Source organism: Streptomyces atratus, from assembly GCF_900119365.1.
Taxonomy (GTDB): Bacteria; Actinomycetota; Actinomycetes; order Streptomycetales; family Streptomycetaceae; genus Streptomyces; species Streptomyces atratus_B.
The window spans coordinates 288586-308685 of the sequence record NZ_FPJO01000001.1 but is presented as its reverse complement, the minus strand read 5'-3'; the positions used below and the strand labels follow the sequence as shown (position 1 = coordinate 308685).

The window sequence follows — 20100 nt, the reverse complement described above, 5'->3', positions numbered from 1 at the left end:
AATATGTGAAGGGGCCGCGGCCATGGTGGCGAAGAAGACCGCCGCAGAGCAGACGGCGTCGCCCGGATCCACGGGCGTGCCGGCCGGGGAGCCGGACGGCGACGCGGGCATGGAGACCGTCCCGGAGGCCGGTGCGGCGAAGACCGCCGCGAAGAAGGCGGCGGTGAAGAAGCCCGCGGCCGAGAAGGCGGCGTCCGCCGGGCACGCGGCGCCGGCCAAGAAGGCGGCTGCGAAGAAGAGCGTGGCCAAGAAGGCTTCGAAGAAGGTCGCGTCCGCGGCCCAGGGGGCGGCCGAGGCCGCCAGGAAGACGGGAGCCCACACGGTGGTAGCCAAGAAGAGCGCGGCCCGGACCCGCACGGCAGGCACGGGCGCGGCGCCCGTGCCCCCGGCCCGCGCCGTCGCCACGACAGCCCCCGGCGAGCTGGCGGTCCGGCCGGGCGAGGATCCCTGGACCCCGGAGGAGGTCGCCGAGGCGCGGGCCGAGCTGAGCAGCGAGACCATGCGGCTGCGCAGTGAGCTGGAGGCCGCGAGCGCCGCGCTCGCCGGGCTGATGCGTGACTCCGGCGACGGCGCGGGTGACGACGAGGCGGACACCGGCACCAAGAACATCACCCGCGAGCACGAGATGTCGCTCGCCGCCAACGCCAGGGAGATGCTGGACCAGACCGAGCGGGCCCTGGCCCGGCTCGACGCCGGGACGTACGGACTCTGCGAGATCTGCGGCAATCCGATCGGCAAGGCGCGGATGCAGGCGTTCCCCCGCGCCACGCTCTGCGTCGAGGACAAACAGAAGCAGGAGCGACGCGGCTGATCCCCGGCGGTGTGCCGTACCCTCGTCCTCAGTCAGGAACCTAGGTTGAGGGATTCACGTGGCAGAGGCGGAGCGCATCATCGGTACGCCGGACATCCCCGATGCTGAGGGGACCGAAGGGGACGAGGCCGCGGACCGGGCCGATGACCGGGGTGAGGAGACCGCCTCGACCAGGGGCAAGCGGAAGGTCGCGGTGCTCTTCGTCGTGGCCGTGTTCGCCTATCTCCTCGACCTGATCAGCAAGATGATCGTGGTCGCGAAGCTGGAGCACCACGAGCCGATCGAGCTCATCGGTGACTGGCTGCAGCTCAGCGCGATCCGCAACGCCGGTGCCGCGTTCGGTATCGGTGAGGCGTTCACCATCATCTTCACGTGCATCGCGGCGAGCGTCATCGTCGTGATCACCCGGCTCGCGCGCAAGCTCTACAGCCTGCCGTGGGCCATCGCGCTCGGCCTGATGCTCGGCGGCGCGCTCGGCAACCTCACCGACCGCATCTTCCGCGCCCCCGGCACCTTCCAGGGCGCGGTGGTGGACTTCATCGCCCCCGCGCACTTCGCCGTTTTCAACCTCGCCGACTCCGCGATCGTCTGCGGCGGGATCCTGGTCGTGATCCTTTCCTTCAAGGGCCTGGACCCCGACGGCACCGTGCACAAGGACTAGATTCCGCAAGGCATACTCGAACGGTGAGTACGTATCCCGAGGTCCGCACCCTGCCCGTACCCGACGGTCTGGAGGGCGAGCGTGTCGACGCCGCCATCTCCCGGATGTTCGGTTTCTCCCGCACCAAGGCCGCCGAGCTGGCGGCCGCCGGGAAGGTGCAGGTGGACGGCTCGGTGGTCGGGAAGTCCGAGCGGGTCCGGGGCGGTGCCTGGCTGGAAGTGGAGATGCCGCAGGCCCCCGCTCCGGTGCAGATCGTCGCCGAGCCCGTCGAGGGCATGGAGATCGTGCACGACGACGACGACATCGTCGTGATCGTGAAGCCGGTCGGGGTCGCCGCCCACCCGAGCCCCGGCTGGACCGGCACGACCGTCATCGGGGGGCTCGCCGCCGCCGGGTACCGGATCTCGACGTCCGGTGCCGCCGAGCGCCAGGGCATCGTCCACCGTCTCGACGTCGGCACCTCCGGCCTGATGGTCGTCGCCAAGTCCGAGCGGGCCTACACCCTGCTGAAGGCGCAGTTCCGCGACCGGGTCGTCGAGAAGAAGTACAACGCGCTGGTGCAGGGCCACCCGGACCCGATGAGCGGCACCATCGACGCCCCCATCGGGCGCCACCCCAACCACGACTACAAGTGGGCCGTCACGGCCGAGGGCAAGCCCTCCGTGACGCACTACGACCTCATCGAGGCCTACCGCTCCGCCAGCCTCCTGGACATCAAGCTGGAGACGGGCCGCACGCACCAGATCCGGGTGCACATGTCCGCCCACCGCCACCCCTGCGTCGGTGACCTCACCTACGGCGCCGACCCGACGATGGCCAAGCGCCTCGGCCTGACCCGGCAGTGGCTGCACGCCGTCCGGCTCGGCTTCGAGCACCCGTCCGACGGCAGCTGGGTGGAGTTCACCAGCAGCTACCCGGACGACCTCCAGCAGGCCCTGGACAAGATCGCGGCGGAGAGCGAATGACCGGCTCGCCCGCCCCGTACACCACGCGTACCGCCGTCGGCGAGCAGGACCTCGCGGCCTGCTTCCTGGTCCGCAAGGACGTCTTCGTCGGCGAGCAGGACGTGCCCGAGGAGATCGAGTACGACGAGTACGACGCGGTCGCCCTGCATGTCGTCGCCGTCGCGGCGGACGGCTCGCCGCTCGGCACCGGGCGGCTGCTGCACGGCCCGGCCGCCGCGGCCAGGACCGGCGGCGACCCGGCCGTCGGCTCGCTCGGCAGGCTCGCGGTGACCAAGGAGGCACGCGGTCTCGGCGTCGGCGCGGCGCTGGTCAGGGCCATCGAGGACGCGGCCCGCGAGCTGGGTCTGGCCGCCGTCGACCTGCACGCCCAGACCCATGCGCTGGGCTTCTACGAGCGCCTCGGCTATGTGGCGTACGGCCCCGAGTTCCCGGACGCGGGCATGCCCCACCGGGCGATGCGCCGCGTTCTCGGGGACTGAGGACCGCCGGGGCCCGGGGCCTGTTCAGCCGGGCAGGCCCCAGCGGGTCCAGTCGCCGTTCGACGGCACATCGCGCGGGTCCGTCCGCGGGCGGCGCGAACCCTGGGGGGTGACCACCGCCGTACCGCCGCGCGGCAGGGCGAGGGTGATCCGGCCCGGTCCGGTCTCCCACCAGTGCAGCGTGCGCCCGTGCGCGTCCCGCACCTCGATCCCGCCCCTGATCGAGTGGTCCAGGGTCAGCGGCGCGCCCGCCTCGCTGTGCACCCGTACCCAGCGCGTGGCACCGCCCGAGCGGTCCGCGTCCACCAGGAAGGCGCCCTGGGCGCGCAGGGACGCTATCGACGCGTCGGCCCAGCGCTCCGAGACGGACGGGAAGACCTTCACCACCCCCTCGTGGCTCTGCGCCACCCTGCCGTGCCACAGCTGCTGCATGGAGACCCAGTGGTCCATCGAGCGCCGCATCACCTCGCGGTCCCCGGCCCGGTCCCAGCTCCGTTCGCGCAGCGGGTACAGCCACAGCAGGTGCGAGTGGTGCCGGTGCGAGCCGGCGAGCGGGACATCCTTGCCGATCATGACGCCGGCCGCCGGGTCCTCGGCGTACGGGGCCAGGCGCCGTTCGATGTCCTGCCAGCGCCCCAGCCGCGGATCGTCGTTGCGCAGCAGCTTCGCCGACGCGCTCAGGGTGCGCACGCCCCAGCGGATCAGCGAGAGGTCGTAGGTGCAGTCCGCGGCGTTGGCGTACTCGGGGGAGCGGGTCCGAGGCAGGTGCAGCCGGCCGTCCGGGCCCTCGCGCGCACGCCGCATACTGCCCGCCCGAGGAGGCAGGGGAAGGGGGTAACCGCATATACATCGGAGGAATGTTGCTCAGGGAGGCTGGAATGAGGGGGCGTTGTCCGGATTGCGGGCCTTGCGTGGCAGGCTTTGACCCCAGATCCGCCGATCACGGAGATCGGCGACCCGCGCTCCGGAAGGCACCTCGTGGACCAAATGGCACTGCTCCTCCTGCTGTTGCTCGGGGCTGTGATCACGGTGCCACTGGGGGAGCGTCTCGGTCTGCCCGCGCCGGTGCTGATGACCCTCGCCGGGGTCGGCATGGCGTTCCTCAGTTTCGTACCGAACGTGGAGATCCCGCCTGAGATCATCCTTCCGGCGCTGCTGCCGCCGCTGCTCTACGCCTCCGTGCAGCGAACCTCCTGGCGGCAGTTCGCGGCCAATAAACGACCGATCTTTCTGCTGGCCGTGGCGCTGGTCTTCGTCACGACGGCCGCCGTCGCCGCGGTCGCCAACGCGATCGTCCCGGGGCTGCCCATCGCCGCGGCCGTGGCGCTCGGCGCGCTCGTCGCCCCGCCCGACCCGGTCGCGGCGACGGCCGTCGCCGGTTCGGTCGGGCTGCCGCGCAGGCTCGTCTCCATCCTGGAGGGCGAGGGGCTGTTCAACGACGTGACCGCGATCGTGCTGTACCACGTGGCGATCGCCGCCGCGGTGAGCGGGAGCTTCTCGCTGCCGGAGGCGTTCGGGCTGCTGATCCTCTCCGCGGTGGTGGCCGTGGTGGTGGGCCTGGTGCTCGGCTGGCTCACCATCAAGCTCATGGGCCTGCTCGGCGACGCCACGCTCCAGGTCGGCCTCACCCTGCTGGTGCCGTTCGTGAGTTATGTGCTCGCGGAGGAGTTGATGGGGTCGGGCGTCCTCGCCGTCCTCACCACCGCGCTCTTCCTCGCCGAGCACACCGCCGACGCCGACGACGTCCTCGGGCGGCTCACCGGCCGCACCTTCTGGGAGATCGTCGACACGCTCGTCACCGGGGTCGCCTTCGGGCTGATCGGCCTCGAACTGCACAACGTCTTCGGGACGGCGGACGGGCGCGAACTCCGGCTGCTGGGCTGGGGACTCGCCGTGGTCGCGGTGGTCGTCGGCGTACGGCTGCTGTATCTGCTGCCCGCCACCTGGCTGGCCAAGCGGCTGCACACCCGGCGCGACGTCAGCGAGGAGATCCCCACCAGCTGGCGGGAGACCGTCGTCATGTGGTGGGCCGGAATGCGCGGAGTGGCCTCGGTCGCGCTGGCGCTCGCGATCCCGCTGAAGACGGACGACGGGAAGCCGTTCCCGGGCCGCGACGAGATCGTCTTCATCGCCTTCGCGGTGATCCTGGCCACGCTCGTCATCCAGGGGCTCACCCTGCCCTGGCTGGTCCGCAAGCTCCGCGTCAAGGCGGACACGGACGCCGAGGAGGCGCTGGAGAAGGACCTCGCGATCCGCGCCGCGCAGGCCGCGAAGCAGCGCCTCAAGGAGATCCAGGAGGTCGAGGAGTTCCCGGACGAGGTCGCCGAGCGGCTGCAGCGGCTGGCGTACGACGTGGGGGCGCGGATCAGTCCCGACATGGTCGACGACGAGCGCCGCGAGGCGTACGCGCAGCGGGCCGAGCGCTTCAAGGCGGTCAGCCGCGTCCAGCGCGAGATGATGTCGGCCGCCCGCCACGCGGTGCTGTCGGCCCGCAACGAGGCGGGGGCGGACCCGGAGATCGTCGACCGGGTGCTGCGGCAGCTGGACGTCCGTAGCCTGCGGTGAGGCGGGGACGGCCGCGCCCGCCGGTCCGGTCAGCCGCGTCCCGTGCGATGCGTGGAACTGTCCCTGCCCGAAGGTTTCTCGTGCGCGGGGCCGGGCAGATGCGGCCACTCGCCGTGCGGTGGCAGTGCCGCGGGCGCCGTCGCGACCCTGGGCAGCGCGTACGGATGGTGGTCCCGCAACCAGCCGATGAGCTGCTCCCGTACGGCGCAGCGCACCGTCCAGATGTCACTCGGGTCCTTCGCCGTGACCACCGCGCGGACCAGGATCGTCGACGGTGTGGTGTCCGTGACGGCGAGGGACCAGTCGCGGCCGTCCCAGGCGGCGCACTCGCCCAGGATGTCCCGCAGCTGCTCGCGCATCGCGGCGACCGGGGCCGAGTGGTCGAGGTGGAAGAAGACCGAGCCGGTCATCTGCGCGCCGCCGCGCGACCAGTTCTCGAACGGCTTGCTGGTGAAGTACGAGACCGGCATCGTGATCCGCCGCTCGTCCCAGGTGCGCACCGCGAGGAAGGTCAGCGTGATCTCCTCGATCGTGCCCCACTCGCCGTCCACCACCACCGTGTCACCGATGCGCACCATGTCGCCGAACGCGATCTGAAGTCCCGCGAAGAGATTGCCGAGCGTCGACTGGGCGGCCACCCCCGCGACGATGCCGAGCACACCCGCCGAGGCCAGCATCGAGGTGCCGAAGGTCCGCATCGTCGGGAACGTCAGGAGCATCGCACCGACGGCGACCACCGCCACGATCGCGGTGACCACCCGCTGGATCAGCGTCACCTGGGTGCGGACCCGCCGCACCCGCGCCGGATCGGCCGTGTTCGCGGCGTACCGCGCGAAGAGGGAATCGACGACGGCCGTCGCGATCCGCACCACCAGCCAGGCCGAGGCCCCGATCAGCACCAGCGTCAGGACCTGGCCGATCCCCGCCCGGTGGTCCTGGATCACTTCGAGCCGGGCGTGGGTGTACGAGCCCCGCAGCAGCGCCGTACAGAGCGTCAGCTGGAGCGGGATCCGGCAGCGCCGCAGCAGCCCCCACAGCGGGGTGTCGCGGTGCCGGCCGTCGGCCCGTCTGAGCAGCAGATCCACCAGCGCGCCGACCAGCAGCGTGATCACGACCGAGCCGCCGACGACGATCAGCGGGCGCAGTATGTTCTCCATCCCGTCGTTCTCCATGCCCCCGACCGTAGCTGGCACCATGGAACTCATGAACATCATGCTTTTCCACTCGACGTACGGTCTGCGCCCCGCGGTGCATGCCGCTGCCGACCGGCTCCGCGCCGCCGGGCACGACGTGCAGGTGCCCGACCTCTTCGAGGGGCGCACGTTCGAGACCGTCGAGGAGGGCCTGGCCTTCAAGGAGGAGGTCGGCAAGGACGAGCTGCTCAAGCGGGCCGTGCTGGCCGCCGCCCCCTACTCGGACCGGGGCCTGGTGTACGCGGGCTTCTCGTTCGGCGCCGCCACCGCGCAGACCCTGGCGCTCGGCGACGAGAAGGCCCGTGGCCTGCTGATGTTCCACGGCACCTCGGACATCGCCGAGAACGCCTCCGTGGACGAGCTGCCCGTACAGCTGCATGTCGCCGACCCGGACCCGTTCGAGACGCACGACTGGCTGAACTCCTGGTATCTGCAGATGCAGCGGACCGGTGCCGATGTCGAGGTCTACCGCTACCCGGGCGCGGGCCATCTCTTCACGGACGCCGAACTGCCCGACTTCGACCGGGCGTCGGCCGAGCTGGCCTGGAAGGTCGCGCTCGGTTTCCTCGCCACGCTGTGACCGCGCGAAGGGCCCCGCGCGGTGCGGGGCCCTCCGTACGGACGGGGCGGATCAGCCCCGGTAGGCGGTCCAGCTGTCGCTCATCCGCTGCACCTGGCCCGCGGTGAACTGAGTCATGCACGAGTCGTAGGTGTAGTCCATGAAGTTATGGATCGGGTCGACCCCGGTCTTGTTGGTGCAGGTGTCGCGCCCGGTCGGGCACTCGTACGCGGCACTCTTCTCGGCCGGGGTGTCGGCGACGTAGTCGCCGTTTCCATTGCAGCCGCCCTGGAAGGTGTGGTAGAGCCCCATCCAGTGGCCGACCTCGTGGGTGGCGGTGTCGCCCTCGTTGTAGTTGGCGGCGGAGCCGCCGGGAAGCGAGGCGTCGAGGATGACGACGCCGTCGTCCGAGGGGTTGGACTTGTACGAGCTGGGGAAGGTGGCCCAGCCCAGCAGCCCGCCGCCGAGGTCGGCGGTGTAGATGTTGAGGGCGTTCGCGCCGCCCTTGCGCAGCGAGGACTTCATGGCCTTCTCGGCGGCGGAGCCCGGGGAGACGCCGTTGTACCAGGAGCTGTTGTCCGTGTAGTCCGTGCCGGCCAGCGTGTACTGGAAGCCGGAGTTCGTGTTGCCCGAGCCCTGTCCGCTGTAGGCGGCGTTCAGGACGTTCATCTGGCTGCTGATCGCGGACGCGCTGAGCTTGCCGGTCGTTCCGGAGTGCACGACGTGGAAGTAGACCGGGATCGTCGCGCCCGCGGCGAGCGAGGGGCCGCTGAGCCGGCGGTCCGCGAGTCTCTGCTTCAACTGCGCGTCCATGGACTTGGCCTGGGCCGCGGTCAGCTCATTGGGGTCGTCGGTGTGGGCGGCGCCCGAGGGCCGGGCCTCCCGTGCCGTGGCGTTGGTGCCCGCGTCGTCGGCGCACTTCTGGGCGGCCGGGGCGGAGACCTTGGAGGCGGCGGAAGCGGCGGAAGCGGCGGAGCCGGAGGGAGCGGAGAGCGGTGCCAGGGCCAGAGTTCCGGCCAGAACGGCGGTGCCGATCGCACGGTTACGCATACGCGGCGATATACGGGCAAGAGCGCGCACGGGGACTCCTCGCGGATGTGTGGGAGAGGCATTTCCTCACCCGCCGCCGGGAGATTACGTGCGCATGTCACCCTCGGAGGAGAAATGATCAGGCCCAATCAAGTATTCGCCAAAGGGCGGAAACCGGAATAAATCTTTCTTCGCATTCCAGAGTTTGAGACGGCGACGTAATCGTAGGCGTTACCCCGGCGGGTGGTGTGTCCCCATTCGGGCCGTGGGGCACACCACCCGCCGTAGCGATGTAATGCACCGTCAACATATGCGGGGGTGGCCGAAAATGAACCCTCAGTGCACCGGGCTGTCCACCCGCTCGACCTTCTGTGTTCCGCTGAGCGTCCGGTACGAACGCGTCCAGGCGGAGGTCGCGTCCCGCTTCGTCCGGTCGGAGACCGCGTAGTAGTCCATCTGCGAGCGCTCGGCGGTCACGTCGAGGACGCCGTAACCGTGCGAGTCCATGTCCACCCACTTCACATGGCGGTTGGCTGCCTTGACCGCGGCGGCCGCGACCACCGAGACCGTCTGCGGCGCCACATGCAGGATGTCGTCGATGTTGTCCGAGGTCACCGACGTCACCACGAACTCGGTGGCGGCCGAGGCGGAGAGCGGATACGTCGCCGCCTTCACCGGCACGTCATTGGCCCACGCCATGTGGATGTCGCCGGTCAGGAAGACCGTGTTGGTGATCGACCGGTCCCGCAGGTGCGAGATCAGCTCCTTGCGGTCGTCTGTGTAGCCGTCCCACTGGTCGACGTTGACGGCGAGACCCTCCTTGGGCAGCCCCAGCAACTCGGCCAGCGGCTCCAGCAGATGGGCGGGCACGGAGCCGAACGCGACCGGCGAGATCATCACCGATGTGCCGACCAGTTGCCAGGTGGCGTCCGAGCCGGCCAGCCCCGACTTCAGCCAGTCCAGCTGCGCCCGGCCGGTGATGGTGCGCTCCGGGTCGTCGACCGCGCCGTTGCCGATCGACGACTGCTGGGAGCGGAAGCTGCGCAGGTCGAGGAGGTGGAGATCGGCCAGGCTGCCGAAGCGCAGCCGCCGGTAGACGGTGCCCTCGGTGGCGGCGCGGACCGGCATCCACTCGAAGTACGCCTGCTTGGCGCCCGCCGCCCGGTCGGCCCAGGAGCCCTCCGTGCCCGGGGTGTGGTTCTCGGCCCCGCCCGACCAGGCGTCGTTGGCGAACTCGTGGTCGTCCCAGATCGCGATCACCGGGTGGGTGGCGTGCAGGGTCTGGAGGTCGGTGTCCGTCTTGTACGTGGCGTGCCGGGTGCGGTAGTCGGCGAGGGTGAGGATCTCGTGCTCCGGCTCGTGCGGCCGTACGACGTACTTCGCGTCCGGGTAACTGCCCGAGGCGTACTCGTAGATGTAGTCGCCGAGATGCAGGACCGCGTCGAGGTCGGCGCGGGCGGCGAGGTGGCGGTACGGGGAGAAGTACCCGGCCTCCCAGTTGGCGCACGACACCACCCCGAACCGCACACCGGGCGTGGCCGCCCCCGCCGCGGGCGCCGTCCGGGTGCGCCCGGCCGGTGAGACGGTCTGTGTGCCGTCGCCCGCAGTGAAGCGGAACCAGTACGTGGTGGCGGGGGCCAGGCCCCGCACATCGGCCTTGACGGTGTGGTCGGACGCGGCCTTCGCGACGGTCGTGCCGTGGGCGACGACCCGGGCGAAGTCCTTGTCCTCGGCGACCTCCCAGCGCACCGCCGTATCGGCGCCGCGGCCCGAACCGGGCACCGCGTCGGGGGTCGGGGTGACGCGGGTCCAGAGGAGGACGCCGTCGGGGAGGGGATCGCCGGAGGCGACGCCGTGCAGGAAGGCGGGCCCGTCCGCGGCGCGTGCGGTGGCGGCGGAGCCCAGTACGGGAGCCGCGACGGCGGTGGCGGCAGCGGCCTTGACGACCGTGCGGCGGCTGGGGGAGGAGATCGGTGAGAAGCGTTGTCGACTGGTCACGGTCAAAAATCCTACTGGCGGGTAAAGCGAACGGGCAGGCGAACGAAGGAAGTTCGCCTGCCCGTCGGGGAGCCGCCGCCGTGAGGTCGTCGGCCGGTCAGCCCTTCAGTGCGGCCGTGATCGCGGTGTTGAAGTCCTCCACCGTCATCGGAGCGTTCTCGCTCTTCCCGTCGGTGAGCGCCTTGCCGTCCATCTTCAGCGTCGGGGTGCCCTTCACGCCGCTGTCCTCGAACTTCGCCGACATCTTCATCGCCCAGCTGTCGAACGTGCCGTCCTTGACGTTCTTCTGGAAGGCGGCGTTGCCCTTCAGCGCGTCCACCGAGTCGGCGATCTTGATCAGGTAGGAGTCGTCCTTGAACTTGTCGTCGGTCTCCTCCGGGTGGTACTTCGTGGAGTAGAGCGCGTACTTGTAGTCCAGGAAGGCCTCCGGGCTGACATCGAGCGCGGCACCCAGCGCGCTCAGCGCGTTCTTCGAGCCTTCTCCGCCGGCCATGCCGTCGATGAACGTGGCACCGATGTACTTGATCTTGTACTTTCCGGCGTCGACGTCCTTGTGCACCGTCTCGCCGATGGACTGCTCAAGCGTTCCGCAGATCGGGCAGCGCAAGTCCTCGTACAGCTCCAGGGTCTTCTTGGCGCTCGACTTGCCGATGACGACGGTGGTGCCGTCCTCGCCCGAGGTGTTCTTGGGCGCGGTCACGTTCTTCGCGTCCTCGGCCGCCTCCCAGCCGGACGGCTTGTTCAGCTGCATGACGCCCCAGGTGCCGAGGCCCACGACCGCCAGGACGCCGACGATCGAGACGCCGACGATGATCTGCCGGCGGGCCTTGTCCTTCTTGGCCTGGCGCTCGCGCTCGGCGCGCAGCCGCTCGCGGGCCGCCGACTTGTTGGCCTGGCTGTTGCGCTTGCTCATGTCTGTATCTCCATGGTGTGAGGGGTGTGTCGTCGGGGATCTGCGTGCTCAGGCGATGGCATGGGCCGAGCGCGGCGGTCCCCTCCGTCCCACGGAGTGCACGAGCAGACGGGCGTGTACGAGCAGATGCGGACCGTGTCCCGCGGGCCGCGCCCGGCGGCGCACCGGACGGCGGGCCGTACCGACCACGGCGACCGCGACCAGCAGCGGCCGGAACGCCAGGGCGGCGGCCGCCTCCAGCAGACGAGCCAGCGCAATCTCGCCCCGCCGGAGCCAGGCCGCGGCGAGCAGCCCGACCGTCACATGGGCGGCGAGCAGCAGCCACGGCACCGCGGGGCCGGGTGAGGCCAGCAGCGCGGCCGTGGTGTGCCCGGCGTCGGCCACCGTGGCGAGCGGGGTGCCATCGGCACCGGCCCGTGCCGCCCCGGTGCCGATCGCGCCGCCGCACAGCACATCGACGCCGACCGAGCGCAGCGGCCCCGCGATCGGGCCGCCGGCCGCGCCGTAACAGACGTGCTGACCGGTGGTGAAGAAGGTGTCGGCGGCCAGCTCCAGCGGGACCAGCAGTCCGGCGATCGCCCCGAAGCCGCGCTCCCGGCCGGCCAGCGCGTACGCCGCGGCGAACACCACGCCGACCAGCAGGGCGACGGCGGTCAGCGGCAGCGGGACCCGGGAGAGCAGCACATGGGACGCGACGGAGAGCGTCACGACGAGCGCTGTGAAAAGCGCCGCGCGAACGACTCTGAGTTGCGTCCCGGATATGTCCATCGCCCAGGAGTGTCGCATGCCAACCTGTAAGTGACCCCTAAAGGGACCGACAACGGGGAGCTACAGCCCCGGAATCCGGCCGTTGCGGAAGAGATCCACGAAGATCTGGTGGTCGGCCCGCGCCCGGGCGCCGTAGCCGTGGGCGAAGTCCACCAGCAGCTCGGCGAAGCCCTCCTCGTCGGCCGCGATCGCCGCGTCGATCGCCCGCTCGGTGGAGAACGGCACCAGCGAGTGGCCGCTCTCGTCGTCCGCCGCGGAATGCATCGTCGCCGTCGCCCGGCCGAGATCGGCGACGACCGCCGCGATCTCCTCCGGCTCGTCGATGTCGGACCAGTCCAGATCGACCGCGTACGGCGACACCTCGGCGACCAGCTGGCCCGCCCCGTCCAACTCGGTCCAGCCGAGCCACGGGTCGGCGTGCGCCTGCAGGGCGCGCTGCGAGATCACGGTGCGGTGGCCCTCGTGCCGGAAGTACTCGCGCACCGCCGCGTCGGTGATGTGCCGGGAGACCGCGGGGGTCTGCGCCTGCTTGAGGTAGATCACCACATCGTTCTCCAGGGCGTCGCTGTTGCCCTCCAGAAGGATGTTGTACGAGGGCAGCCCGGCCGAACCGATGCCGATGCCGCGACGGCCGACGACGTCCTTCACCCGGTACGAGTCGGGGCGGGTCAGGCTCGACTCCGGCAGCGTCTCCAGGTAGCCGTCGAAGGCGGCCAGCACCTTGTAGCGCGTCGCCGCGTCCAGGTCGATCGAGCCGCCGCCCGGGGCGAACCGGCGCTCGAAGTCCCGGATCTCCGTCATCGAGTCCAGCAGCGAGAACCGTGTCAGCGACCGGGCGTCGCGCAGCGCGTCCAGCAGCGGGCCCTGCGCCGTGTCCAGCGTGAAGGGCGGCACCTCCTCATTCTTCGCACCCGTCGCCAGCGCGCGGATCCGCTCGCGGTAGGCCGCCGCGTAGACCTGGACCAGCTCGGTGATCTGGTCGTCGCTCAGCGCCTTCGCGTACCCGATCAGGGCGACGGAGGCGGCGAACCGCTTGAGGTCCCAGGTGAACGGGCCGACGTACGCCTCGTCGAAGTCGTTCACGTTGAAGATCAGCCGGCCGTTGGCGTCCATGTACGTGCCGAAGTTCTCCGCGTGCAGATCGCCGTGGATCCACACCCGGCCGGTCCGCTCGTCCAGGTACGGGCCGCCGTGCCGTTCCCGCTCCAGGTCGTTGTAGAACAGGCACGCCGTGCCCCGGTAGAAGGCGAAGGCCGAGCCCGCCATCTTGCGGAACTTGACCCGGAAGGCAGCCGGATCGGCGGCCAGCAGCTCCCCGAACGCGGTGTCGAAGACCTCAAGAATCTGCTCCCCGCGCTGTGCCGCGCCGGTCTGCGCTTCCGACATCTCTGGGTGCCTCCTGGTACCTGGCGTGCATGACGAAGTACATGACAAATGGGACGCGCGTCCTCGCCCCTCCAACGCGCGACCGTATCCCGGAGTGCCCGTCGGTCGTCAGCTCGGAGACGTAGACTTCCACGCTGTCCCCCAGTCAGCCATCGCCCGCCCGCCCGTCGCCCCTCATCGGGCGCTCCGCGCCGCGCCTGCACATCGGAGGCCCACCGCCGTGACCAAGCCGCCCTTCACGCACCTTCACGTCCACACCCAGTACTCGCTGCTGGACGGTGCCGCGCGGCTCAAGGACATGTTCGCTGCCTGTAACGAGATGGGCATGTCGCACATCGCGATGACGGACCACGGCAACCTGCACGGGGCGTACGACTTCTTCCACTCGGCGCAGAAGGCGGGCGTCACACCGATCATCGGCATCGAGGCGTACGTCGCCCCGGAGTCGCGCAAGCACAAGCGGAAGATCCAGTGGGGCCAGCCGCACCAGAAGCGCGATGACGTGTCGGGTTCGGGTGGTTACACCCACAAGACGATCTGGGCGGCGAACAGCACCGGGCTGCACAACCTCTTCCGGCTCTCCTCCGACGCGTACGCCGAGGGCTGGCTGCAGAAGTGGCCGCGCATGGACAAGGAGACCATCGCCCAGTGGTCCGAGGGCCTGATCGCGTCCACCGGCTGCCCCTCGGGCGAGGTGCAGACCCGGCTGCGGCTCGGCCAGTTCGACGAGGCCGTCCAGGCCGCCTCCGACTACAAGGACATCTTCGGCGAGGGCAAGTACTTCCTGGAGCTGATGGACCACGGCATCGAGATCGAGCGCCGGGTCCGTGACGGGCTCCTCGAAATCGGCAAGAAGCTGAACATCCCGCCGCTGGTGACCAACGACTCGCACTACACCTACGCGCACGAGGCCACCGCGCACGACGCCCTGCTCTGCATCCAGACCGGCAAGAACCTCTCCGACCCGGACCGCTTCCGCTTCGACGGCACCGGCTACTACCTCAAGACGACCGACGAGATGTACGGCGTCGACTCCTCCGACGCCTGGCAGGAGGGCTGCGCCAACACCCTGCTGGTCGCGCAGCAGATCGACACCGCCGGCATGTTCGAGAAGCGCGACCTGATGCCGAAGTTCGACATCCCGGACGGCTACACGGAGATCACCTGGTTCCAGGAAGAGGTCCGCGGCGGCATGAACCGGCGCTTCCCGGGAGGTGTCCCCGAGGACCGGCAGAAGCAGGTCGAGTACGAGATGGACATCATCATCCAGATGGGGTTCCCGGGGTACTTCCTGGTCGTCGCCGACTTCATCATGTGGGCGAAGAACAACGGCATCGCGGTCGGCCCCGGCCGAGGCTCCGCCGCCGGTTCGATCGTGGCGTACGCGATGGGCATCACCGACCTCGACCCGATCGAGCACGGGCTGATCTTCGAGCGGTTCCTCAACCCCGAGCGCGTCTCCATGCCCGACGTCGACATCGACTTCGACGAGCGTCGGCGCGTCGAAGTGATCAGGTACGTGACGGAGAAGTACGGCGCCGACAAGGTCGCCATGATCGGCACGTACGGAAAGATCAAGGCGAAGAACGCCATCAAGGACTCCGCCCGGGTCCTCGGCTACCCGTACGCGATGGGCGACCGGCTCACCAAGGCCATGCCCGCCGACGTCCTCGGCAAGGGCATCGACCTCAACGGCATCACCGACCCCAAGCACCCGCGCTACAGCGAGGCGGGCGAGATCCGGGGGATGTACGAGAACGAGCCGGACGTCAAGAAGGTCATCGACACCGCCAAGGGCGTCGAGGGCCTGGTCCGGCAGATGGGCGTGCACGCCGCCGGCGTCATCATGTCCAGCGAGCCGATCGTCGACCACGCCCCGATCTGGGTGCGGCACACCGACGGCGTCACCATCACGCAGTGGGACTACCCGCAGTGCGAGTCGCTCGGCCTGCTGAAGATGGACTTCCTCGGTCTGCGCAACCTCACCATCATGGACGACGCCGTGAAGATGGTGGAGTCCAACAAGGGCGTCAAGCTGGACCTGCTCGGCCTCCCGCTGGACGACCCCAAGACGTACGAGATGCTCTGCCGCGGTGACACGCTCGGCGTGTTCCAGTTCGACGGCGGCCCGATGCGCTCCCTGCTGCGCCAGATGCAGCCCGACAACTTCGAGGACATTTCCGCCGTCTCGGCCCTGTACCGGCCGGGCCCGATGGGCATGAACTCGCACACGAACTACGCCGAGCGCAAGAACGGCCGCCAGGAGATCACCCCGATCCACCCGGAGCTGGAGGAGCCCCTCAAGGAGGTCCTCGGCCTCACCTACGGCCTGATCGTGTACCAGGAGCAGGTGCAGAAGGCCGCCCAGATCGTCGCCGGCTACTCGCTCGGCGAGGCCGACATCCTGCGCCGCGTGATGGGCAAGAAGAAGCCCGAGGAACTGGCGAAGAACTTCGTCCTCTTCGAGGCGGGGGCCAAGGAGAAGGGCTTCTCCGACGCCGCGATCAAGGCCCTGTGGGACGTGCTGGTCCCGTTCGCCGGATACGCCTTCAACAAGGCGCACTCCTCCGCGTACGGCCTGGTCACCTACTGGACCGCGTACCTCAAGGCGAACTACCCCGCCGAGTACATGGCGGCGCTGCTGACCTCGGTCAAGGACGACAAGGACAAGTCGGCCGTCTACCTCAACGAGTGCCGGCGCATGGGCATCAAGGTGCTGCCGCCCAATGTGAACGAGTCCCTGTCGAACTTCGCCGCCCAGGGCGACGACGTGATCCTCTTCGGCCTCACCGCCGTGCGCAACGTCGGCCAGAACGTCGTCGACTCGATCATCCGGTGCCGCAAGGCCAAGGGGAAGTACAGCACCTTCCCCGACTTCCTGGACAAGGTCGAAGCGGTCGTCTGCAACAAGCGCACCGTCGAATCGCTGATCAAGGCCGGCGCCTTCGACGAGATGGGCCACACCCGCAAGGGCCTGGTGGCCCACCACGAACCGATGATCGACAACGTGGTGCAGGTCAAGCGCAAGGAGGCCGAGGGGCAGTTCGACCTCTTCGGCGGCATGGGCGAGGAGGAGAGCGACGAGCCGGGCTTCGGGCTCGACGTGGAGTTCTCCGACATCGAGTGGGAGAAGTCCTATCTGCTGGCCCAGGAGCGGGAGATGCTCGGGCTGTACGTCTCCGACCACCCGCTCTTCGGTCTGGAGCACGTGCTGTCCGACAAGGCCGACTCCTCGATCTCCCAGCTGACCGGCGGCGAGCACGCCGACGGCGCCATCGTCACCGTCGGCGGCATCATCTCCGGCCTCCAGCGCAAGATGACCAAGCAGGGCAACGCCTGGGCCATCGCCACCGTCGAGGACCTGGCGGGTTCCATCGAGTGCATGTTCTTCCCGGCCACCTACCAGCTGGTCTCCACCCAGCTCGTCGAGGACACCGTCGTCTTCGTCAAGGGACGCCTCGACAAGCGCGAGGACGTGCCCCGGCTGGTCGCCATGGAGATGCAGGTCCCCGACATCTCGTCGGCCGGCACCAACGCCCCCGTGGTCCTGACCATCCCCACCGTCAAGATCACCCCGCCGATGGTCAGCCGCCTCGGCGAGGTCCTCAGCAGCCACCGGGGCGACACCGAGGTACGGATCAAGCTCCAGGGCCCCCGCAAGACCACGGTGCTCCGGCTCGACCGGCACCGGGTCAAGCCCGACCCGGCGCTCTTCGGTGACCTGAAGGTGCTGCTCGGCCCGTCCTGCCTGGCCGGCTGAGCCGACTCTCCCGCGCAGACGTACGAGAGGGGCGCCCCGCGAAAGCGGGAGCGCCCCTCTCGGTCATCGGGCCACAGTCCGGACCGCAGACGGCTCCGGTCAGTTGTGGCCGAAGCGCCGCTGGTGCTTACGGGCAACATCAGCAGGGCTGCCCTGGGCCTGCGACTGAGGCTGTATCTGCGACTCGTACGCGGTCGTCTTGGCCTCTTCCGCACCGCGCTCCGGACCGGACGCGCGGTTCTGCTGGCTGCCCTGCTTGCGGTTCTTGTTCTTGGCCATGGTGTTCCTCCTATGGGGACTCTCGGGGCCAGGACCGCGTTCAGATTCACATAGCGGGGTAAACCGTGCATTTTGGATCATTACCGTGCGTAGTGAAGGGGTGGGGTGCGTCGTTTTCCCGATCCGCCACGCCGATGATCGAGTTCCGGACGTCAACCCCTGCGCGGTCGGGCAGACTCGAAGGAAACCCTTGGCAAAGACCGCACCCGAACTTCCGGAAGAGGGTGGATCGCGTGGACCGTTGCGTCGTTCTGGTGGACGCCGGGTACCTGCTGGGCGCAGCGGCGAGCCTGCTGGCCGGGGAGCCCGCCCGTTCCCGCATCACGGTCGACCACGCGGCCCTCATCCGGGGCCTGCGTGAGCGCGCCGAGGCCGATACGCAGCAGCCGCTGCTGCGGATCTACTGGTTCGACGGCGCCCCCGACCGCGTGCCCCAGCCCGAGCACCGCAGACTGCGCGTGATGCCCCGGGTGACCGTCCGGCTCGGCGCCCTGACCCGCAGCGACGGGCGCTGGGCGCAGAAGGGCGTCGACGCCGCGATGCACGCCGAGCTCACCGAACTCGCCAGGAACCGGGCCTGCTCCGACGTGGTGCTGGTGACCGGCGACGGTGACCTGCTGCCCGGTCTGATGTCCGCCAAGGAACACGGCGTCGCCGTCCACCTGTGGGCCGTCCAGGCCGCCGACGGCGACTACAACCAGTCCGAGGACCTGGTGGCCGAGGCCGACGAACGAAGGGTGCTCGACCGGGCCTGGATCACCCAGGCGGTACAGCCCAAGGAGACCGGCGGCATCTGCGCCCCGCCGCCCGCGCCCCGCCCGGAGATCGCCGCGATCCTCTCCGCGCCGCTGCCCGAGGCCGCCCTCGCCGCCTCCGCCGAGCGGGCCTCCGAGGCCCGGTCGGCAGCCGCCGCCGACGGCGCGGCCCCGTCGCCCGAGCAGAGCGCCGCCACCGACCGCCCCGCGCACGCCGGCAAGGGCGTCCCCACCCCCAAGGACCTGGCAGGCAGCCTGCGCGGCCCCGGCGCCCAGCCCGACCGGCACCTCCCGCAGCCCTCGCCGGCCGGCGCGACCCTGCGCTGGTCCTCCGACAAGAGCTGGACGGACCGCGGCGGACCGCTGGGCGAGCCCGCCGAGACCGCCTCCCTGCCCACGCTGGCCCAGCTCACCAGCGCCGAGCAGCGCTGGGCGGACCGCGAGGAGGACATCACCACCGTCGGCGGCGACCCCTTCGAGGTGGGCCAGGTCTTCGCCCGTCGCTGGATGGAGCGGCTTCCGGAGACCGTCCATCTGCAGAAGCTGTCGACCATGTATCCGCGCATCCCGCACCGCATCGACGGCGAACTGCTGCGTTACGCGGCACGGTTCGGCCTGCTCGCCCACAAGGACGACCAGATCGACGAGCACGACCGCTACGCGATCCGGGCGGGATTCTGGCGGGAGATCGATGTACGCGCCGCGGCCGAACACACCCCCGCGGCGGAGCGGACGCCCCCTTCCGCCGGCTGACCGCCGGGCGCGGCCGCGGGCGGGCGACCCGGTCGCCGATCGACCCGGCAGAGCCCGGCCGGTGTGGCCCCGGGCGCAATACGGGGCATCCGACCCCGTACCCTCGTACCTCGTGAGTACGGGCACAGCACTGGCGCAGCCGGCTACCGGGACCGTGTGCGCGGTGCGTGATCTGGTCAGGACCTATCCCGCCGCCCGCGGCCGCCGCGGTGCACCCGCCACACCCGAGGTGCGCGCCACCGACGGGATCTGCCTGGACGTGCGGCGCGGCGAGATCTTCGGACTCCTCGGCCCCAACGGCGCCGGAAAGTCCACCCTGGTACGGCAGCTCACCGGGCTGATGCGCCCCGACTCCGGCAGCGTCACCGTGCTGGGCCACGACCTCGTACGCCACCCGGAGCGGGCCTCCCGGCTGATCGGCTACCTCGGGCAGGAGTCCACCGCCCTCGACGAGCTGACCGTCTCGCTCGCCGCCGAGACCACCGGACGGCTTCGCGGCCTCACGGCGGCGGACGCCCGCGCCGAGCGCGACGCCGTGCTCGACGAACTCGGCCTCACCGAGATCGCGGGGCGCCCGCTGAAGAAGCTCTCCGGGGGACAGCGGCGGCTCGCCTGCTTCGCGGCCGCGCTGGTCGGCGAGCGGCCGCTGCTGATGCTGGACGAGCCGACGACCGGCATGGACCCCGTCGCGCGGCGCGCCGTCTGGGCCGCCGTGGACCGGCGCCGGGCCGAGCGCGGCACGACGGTGCTGCTCGTCACCCACAACGTCATCGAGGCCGAGACGGTCCTCGACCGGGTCGCCGTGATCGAACGCGGCAGGGTCATCGCCTGCGACACGCCGGCCGGGCTCAAGGAGCGCGTCGCGGGCGAGGTCCGGGTCGAGCTGGTGTGGCGTGAACGGGCGCCCCTGGACGTACCCGAGGTGGCCGCGCTGCGCGCCTCGGCCCAGGAGTCCGGGCGGCGCTGGGTGCTGCGCCTCGGCCCCGACGAGGCACGGGCGGCGGTCGCCGCGGTGACCGGCGGCGCGGCCTTCGCCGCCCTCGACGACTTCACGCTGGCGACGCCCAGCCTGGAGGACGTCTATCTCGCGCTCGGCGGGGACGCGACCAAGGGACTGGTGAAGTCATGACCGCGGTGAGCGGGACGACCGGGTGCGGGTACGCGGCCGGGCAGGGAGCGAACAGGAGCAGCGTCAGGTGACGAGCATCGTTCCCGCGCACGCGGTG

17 protein-coding genes are annotated in these 20100 nt (G+C 70.3%); 9 read left to right on the top strand and 8 right to left on the bottom strand.

The window, feature by feature from the left end; translation table 11 throughout:
• The first annotated feature begins 22 nt into the window (after positions 1–22).
• From BT364_RS01455 to BT364_RS01440, 4 genes are read left to right on the top strand one after another with little or no spacing between them, the layout of a single operon-like run.
• A complete protein-coding gene (locus BT364_RS01455; protein ID WP_072483205.1) occupies positions 23–811 on the top strand; it encodes a TraR/DksA family transcriptional regulator in 789 nt (262 codons plus the stop codon).
• Positions 812–869: 58 nt separating this feature from the next.
• Positions 870–1472 (top strand): signal peptidase II, encoded by a 603-nt coding sequence (gene lspA, locus BT364_RS01450; RefSeq protein ID WP_072483204.1) that lies wholly within the window; start codon positions 870–872, stop codon positions 1470–1472.
• Positions 1473–1495: 23 nt separating this feature from the next.
• Positions 1496–2437, top strand: a complete 942-nt coding sequence (locus tag BT364_RS01445; protein ID WP_072483203.1) for an RluA family pseudouridine synthase — start codon at positions 1496–1498, stop codon at positions 2435–2437.
• Positions 2434–2916 (top strand): GNAT family N-acetyltransferase, encoded by a 483-nt coding sequence (locus BT364_RS01440; protein ID WP_072483202.1) that lies wholly within the window; start codon positions 2434–2436, stop codon positions 2914–2916. Before BT364_RS01445 ends, BT364_RS01440 begins: the two co-directional genes overlap by 4 nt.
• A 24-nt stretch (positions 2917–2940) precedes the next feature.
• Here the strand turns inward: BT364_RS01440 and BT364_RS01435 are convergent, their stop codons facing one another.
• A complete protein-coding gene (locus BT364_RS01435) occupies positions 2941–3720 on the bottom strand; it encodes a glycoside hydrolase family 95-like protein (protein WP_072483201.1) in 780 nt (259 codons plus the stop codon).
• 174 nt (positions 3721–3894) lie between these two features.
• Here BT364_RS01435 and BT364_RS01430 point away from each other — a divergent pair, with 174 nt between their 5' ends.
• Positions 3895–5481: a Na+/H+ antiporter gene (locus tag BT364_RS01430; protein WP_072483667.1), complete on the top strand. Its 1587-nt coding sequence runs from the start codon at positions 3895–3897 to the stop codon at positions 5479–5481.
• 29 nt (positions 5482–5510) lie between these two features.
• Here the strand turns inward: BT364_RS01430 and BT364_RS01425 are convergent, their stop codons facing one another.
• Positions 5511–6638, bottom strand: a complete 1128-nt coding sequence (locus BT364_RS01425) for a mechanosensitive ion channel family protein (protein ID WP_072483666.1) — start codon at positions 6636–6638, stop codon at positions 5511–5513.
• 37 nt (positions 6639–6675) lie between these two features.
• Here BT364_RS01425 and BT364_RS01420 point away from each other — a divergent pair, with 37 nt between their 5' ends.
• A complete protein-coding gene (locus tag BT364_RS01420; RefSeq protein ID WP_072483200.1) occupies positions 6676–7254 on the top strand; it encodes a dienelactone hydrolase family protein in 579 nt (192 codons plus the stop codon).
• 51 nt (positions 7255–7305) lie between these two features.
• Here BT364_RS01420 and BT364_RS01415 read toward each other — a convergent pair whose 3' ends face one another.
• The 5 genes from BT364_RS01415 to BT364_RS01395 form a co-directional block, all read right to left on the bottom strand.
• Entirely contained in the window at positions 7306–8283 is a 978-nt protein-coding gene (locus BT364_RS01415; RefSeq protein WP_072483199.1) for a zinc metalloprotease, read from the bottom strand.
• Between the two features lie 315 nt (positions 8284–8598).
• Positions 8599–10260 carry an alkaline phosphatase D family protein gene (locus BT364_RS01410; RefSeq protein ID WP_072483198.1) on the bottom strand — a complete coding sequence of 554 codons (1662 nt, stop codon included), beginning with the start codon at positions 10258–10260 and terminating at the stop codon, positions 8599–8601.
• A 97-nt stretch (positions 10261–10357) separates the two neighbouring features.
• Positions 10358–11173, bottom strand: coding sequence for a DsbA family protein (locus BT364_RS01405; RefSeq protein WP_072483197.1), 816 nt, complete (start codon positions 11171–11173; stop codon positions 10358–10360).
• A gap of 48 nt (positions 11174–11221) precedes the next feature.
• On the bottom strand, positions 11222–11941 hold the full coding sequence (locus tag BT364_RS01400) for a hypothetical protein (protein WP_072483196.1): 720 nt from the start codon (positions 11939–11941) through the stop codon (positions 11222–11224).
• Between the two features lie 60 nt (positions 11942–12001).
• The gene (locus tag BT364_RS01395) at positions 12002–13327 is read right to left on the bottom strand and encodes a DUF2252 domain-containing protein (protein ID WP_072483195.1); all 1326 of its coding nucleotides are present in this window, start codon (positions 13325–13327) and stop codon (positions 12002–12004) included.
• Between the two features lie 220 nt (positions 13328–13547).
• Here BT364_RS01395 and dnaE point away from each other — a divergent pair, with 220 nt between their 5' ends.
• Entirely contained in the window at positions 13548–17087 is a 3540-nt protein-coding gene (gene dnaE, locus BT364_RS01390) for a DNA polymerase III subunit alpha (protein ID WP_072483194.1), read from the top strand.
• Positions 17088–17186: 99 nt separating this feature from the next.
• Here dnaE and BT364_RS01385 read toward each other — a convergent pair whose 3' ends face one another.
• On the bottom strand, positions 17187–17366 hold the full coding sequence (locus tag BT364_RS01385) for a hypothetical protein (protein ID WP_072483193.1): 180 nt from the start codon (positions 17364–17366) through the stop codon (positions 17187–17189).
• 224 nt (positions 17367–17590) lie between these two features.
• Between BT364_RS01385 and BT364_RS01380 the strand changes: the two genes are divergently transcribed.
• Both BT364_RS01380 and BT364_RS01375 read left to right on the top strand, forming a co-directional pair.
• A complete protein-coding gene (locus BT364_RS01380) occupies positions 17591–18874 on the top strand; it encodes an NYN domain-containing protein (RefSeq protein ID WP_072483192.1) in 1284 nt (427 codons plus the stop codon).
• A 154-nt stretch (positions 18875–19028) separates the two neighbouring features.
• Positions 19029–20003: an ABC transporter ATP-binding protein gene (locus BT364_RS01375; RefSeq protein WP_072483191.1), complete on the top strand. Its 975-nt coding sequence runs from the start codon at positions 19029–19031 to the stop codon at positions 20001–20003.
• The last annotated feature ends 97 nt before the right edge of the window (positions 20004–20100 follow it).

Bases quoted from the DNA above. Each gene is read 5' to 3' on its own strand.
- BT364_RS01455 (WP_072483205.1), top strand. From the start codon at position 23: ATGGTGGCGAAGAAGACCGCCGCAGAGCAGACGGCGTCGCCCGGATCC.
- BT364_RS01440 (WP_072483202.1), top strand. From the start codon at position 2,434: ATGACCGGCTCGCCCGCCCCGTACACCACGCGTACCGCCGTCGGCGAG.
- BT364_RS01435 (WP_072483201.1), bottom strand. From the start codon at position 3,720: ATGCGGCGTGCGCGCGAGGGCCCGGACGGCCGGCTGCACCTGCCTCGG.
- BT364_RS01425 (WP_072483666.1), bottom strand. From the start codon at position 6,638: ATGGAGAACATACTGCGCCCGCTGATCGTCGTCGGCGGCTCGGTCGTG.
- BT364_RS01420 (WP_072483200.1), top strand. From the start codon at position 6,676: ATGGAACTCATGAACATCATGCTTTTCCACTCGACGTACGGTCTGCGC.
- BT364_RS01415 (WP_072483199.1), bottom strand. From the start codon at position 8,283: ATGCGTAACCGTGCGATCGGCACCGCCGTTCTGGCCGGAACTCTGGCC.
- BT364_RS01405 (WP_072483197.1), bottom strand. From the start codon at position 11,173: ATGAGCAAGCGCAACAGCCAGGCCAACAAGTCGGCGGCCCGCGAGCGG.
- BT364_RS01400 (WP_072483196.1), bottom strand. From the start codon at position 11,941: ATGGACATATCCGGGACGCAACTCAGAGTCGTTCGCGCGGCGCTTTTC.
- BT364_RS01395 (WP_072483195.1), bottom strand. From the start codon at position 13,327: ATGTCGGAAGCGCAGACCGGCGCGGCACAGCGCGGGGAGCAGATTCTT.
- BT364_RS01385 (WP_072483193.1), bottom strand. From the start codon at position 17,366: ATGGCCAAGAACAAGAACCGCAAGCAGGGCAGCCAGCAGAACCGCGCG.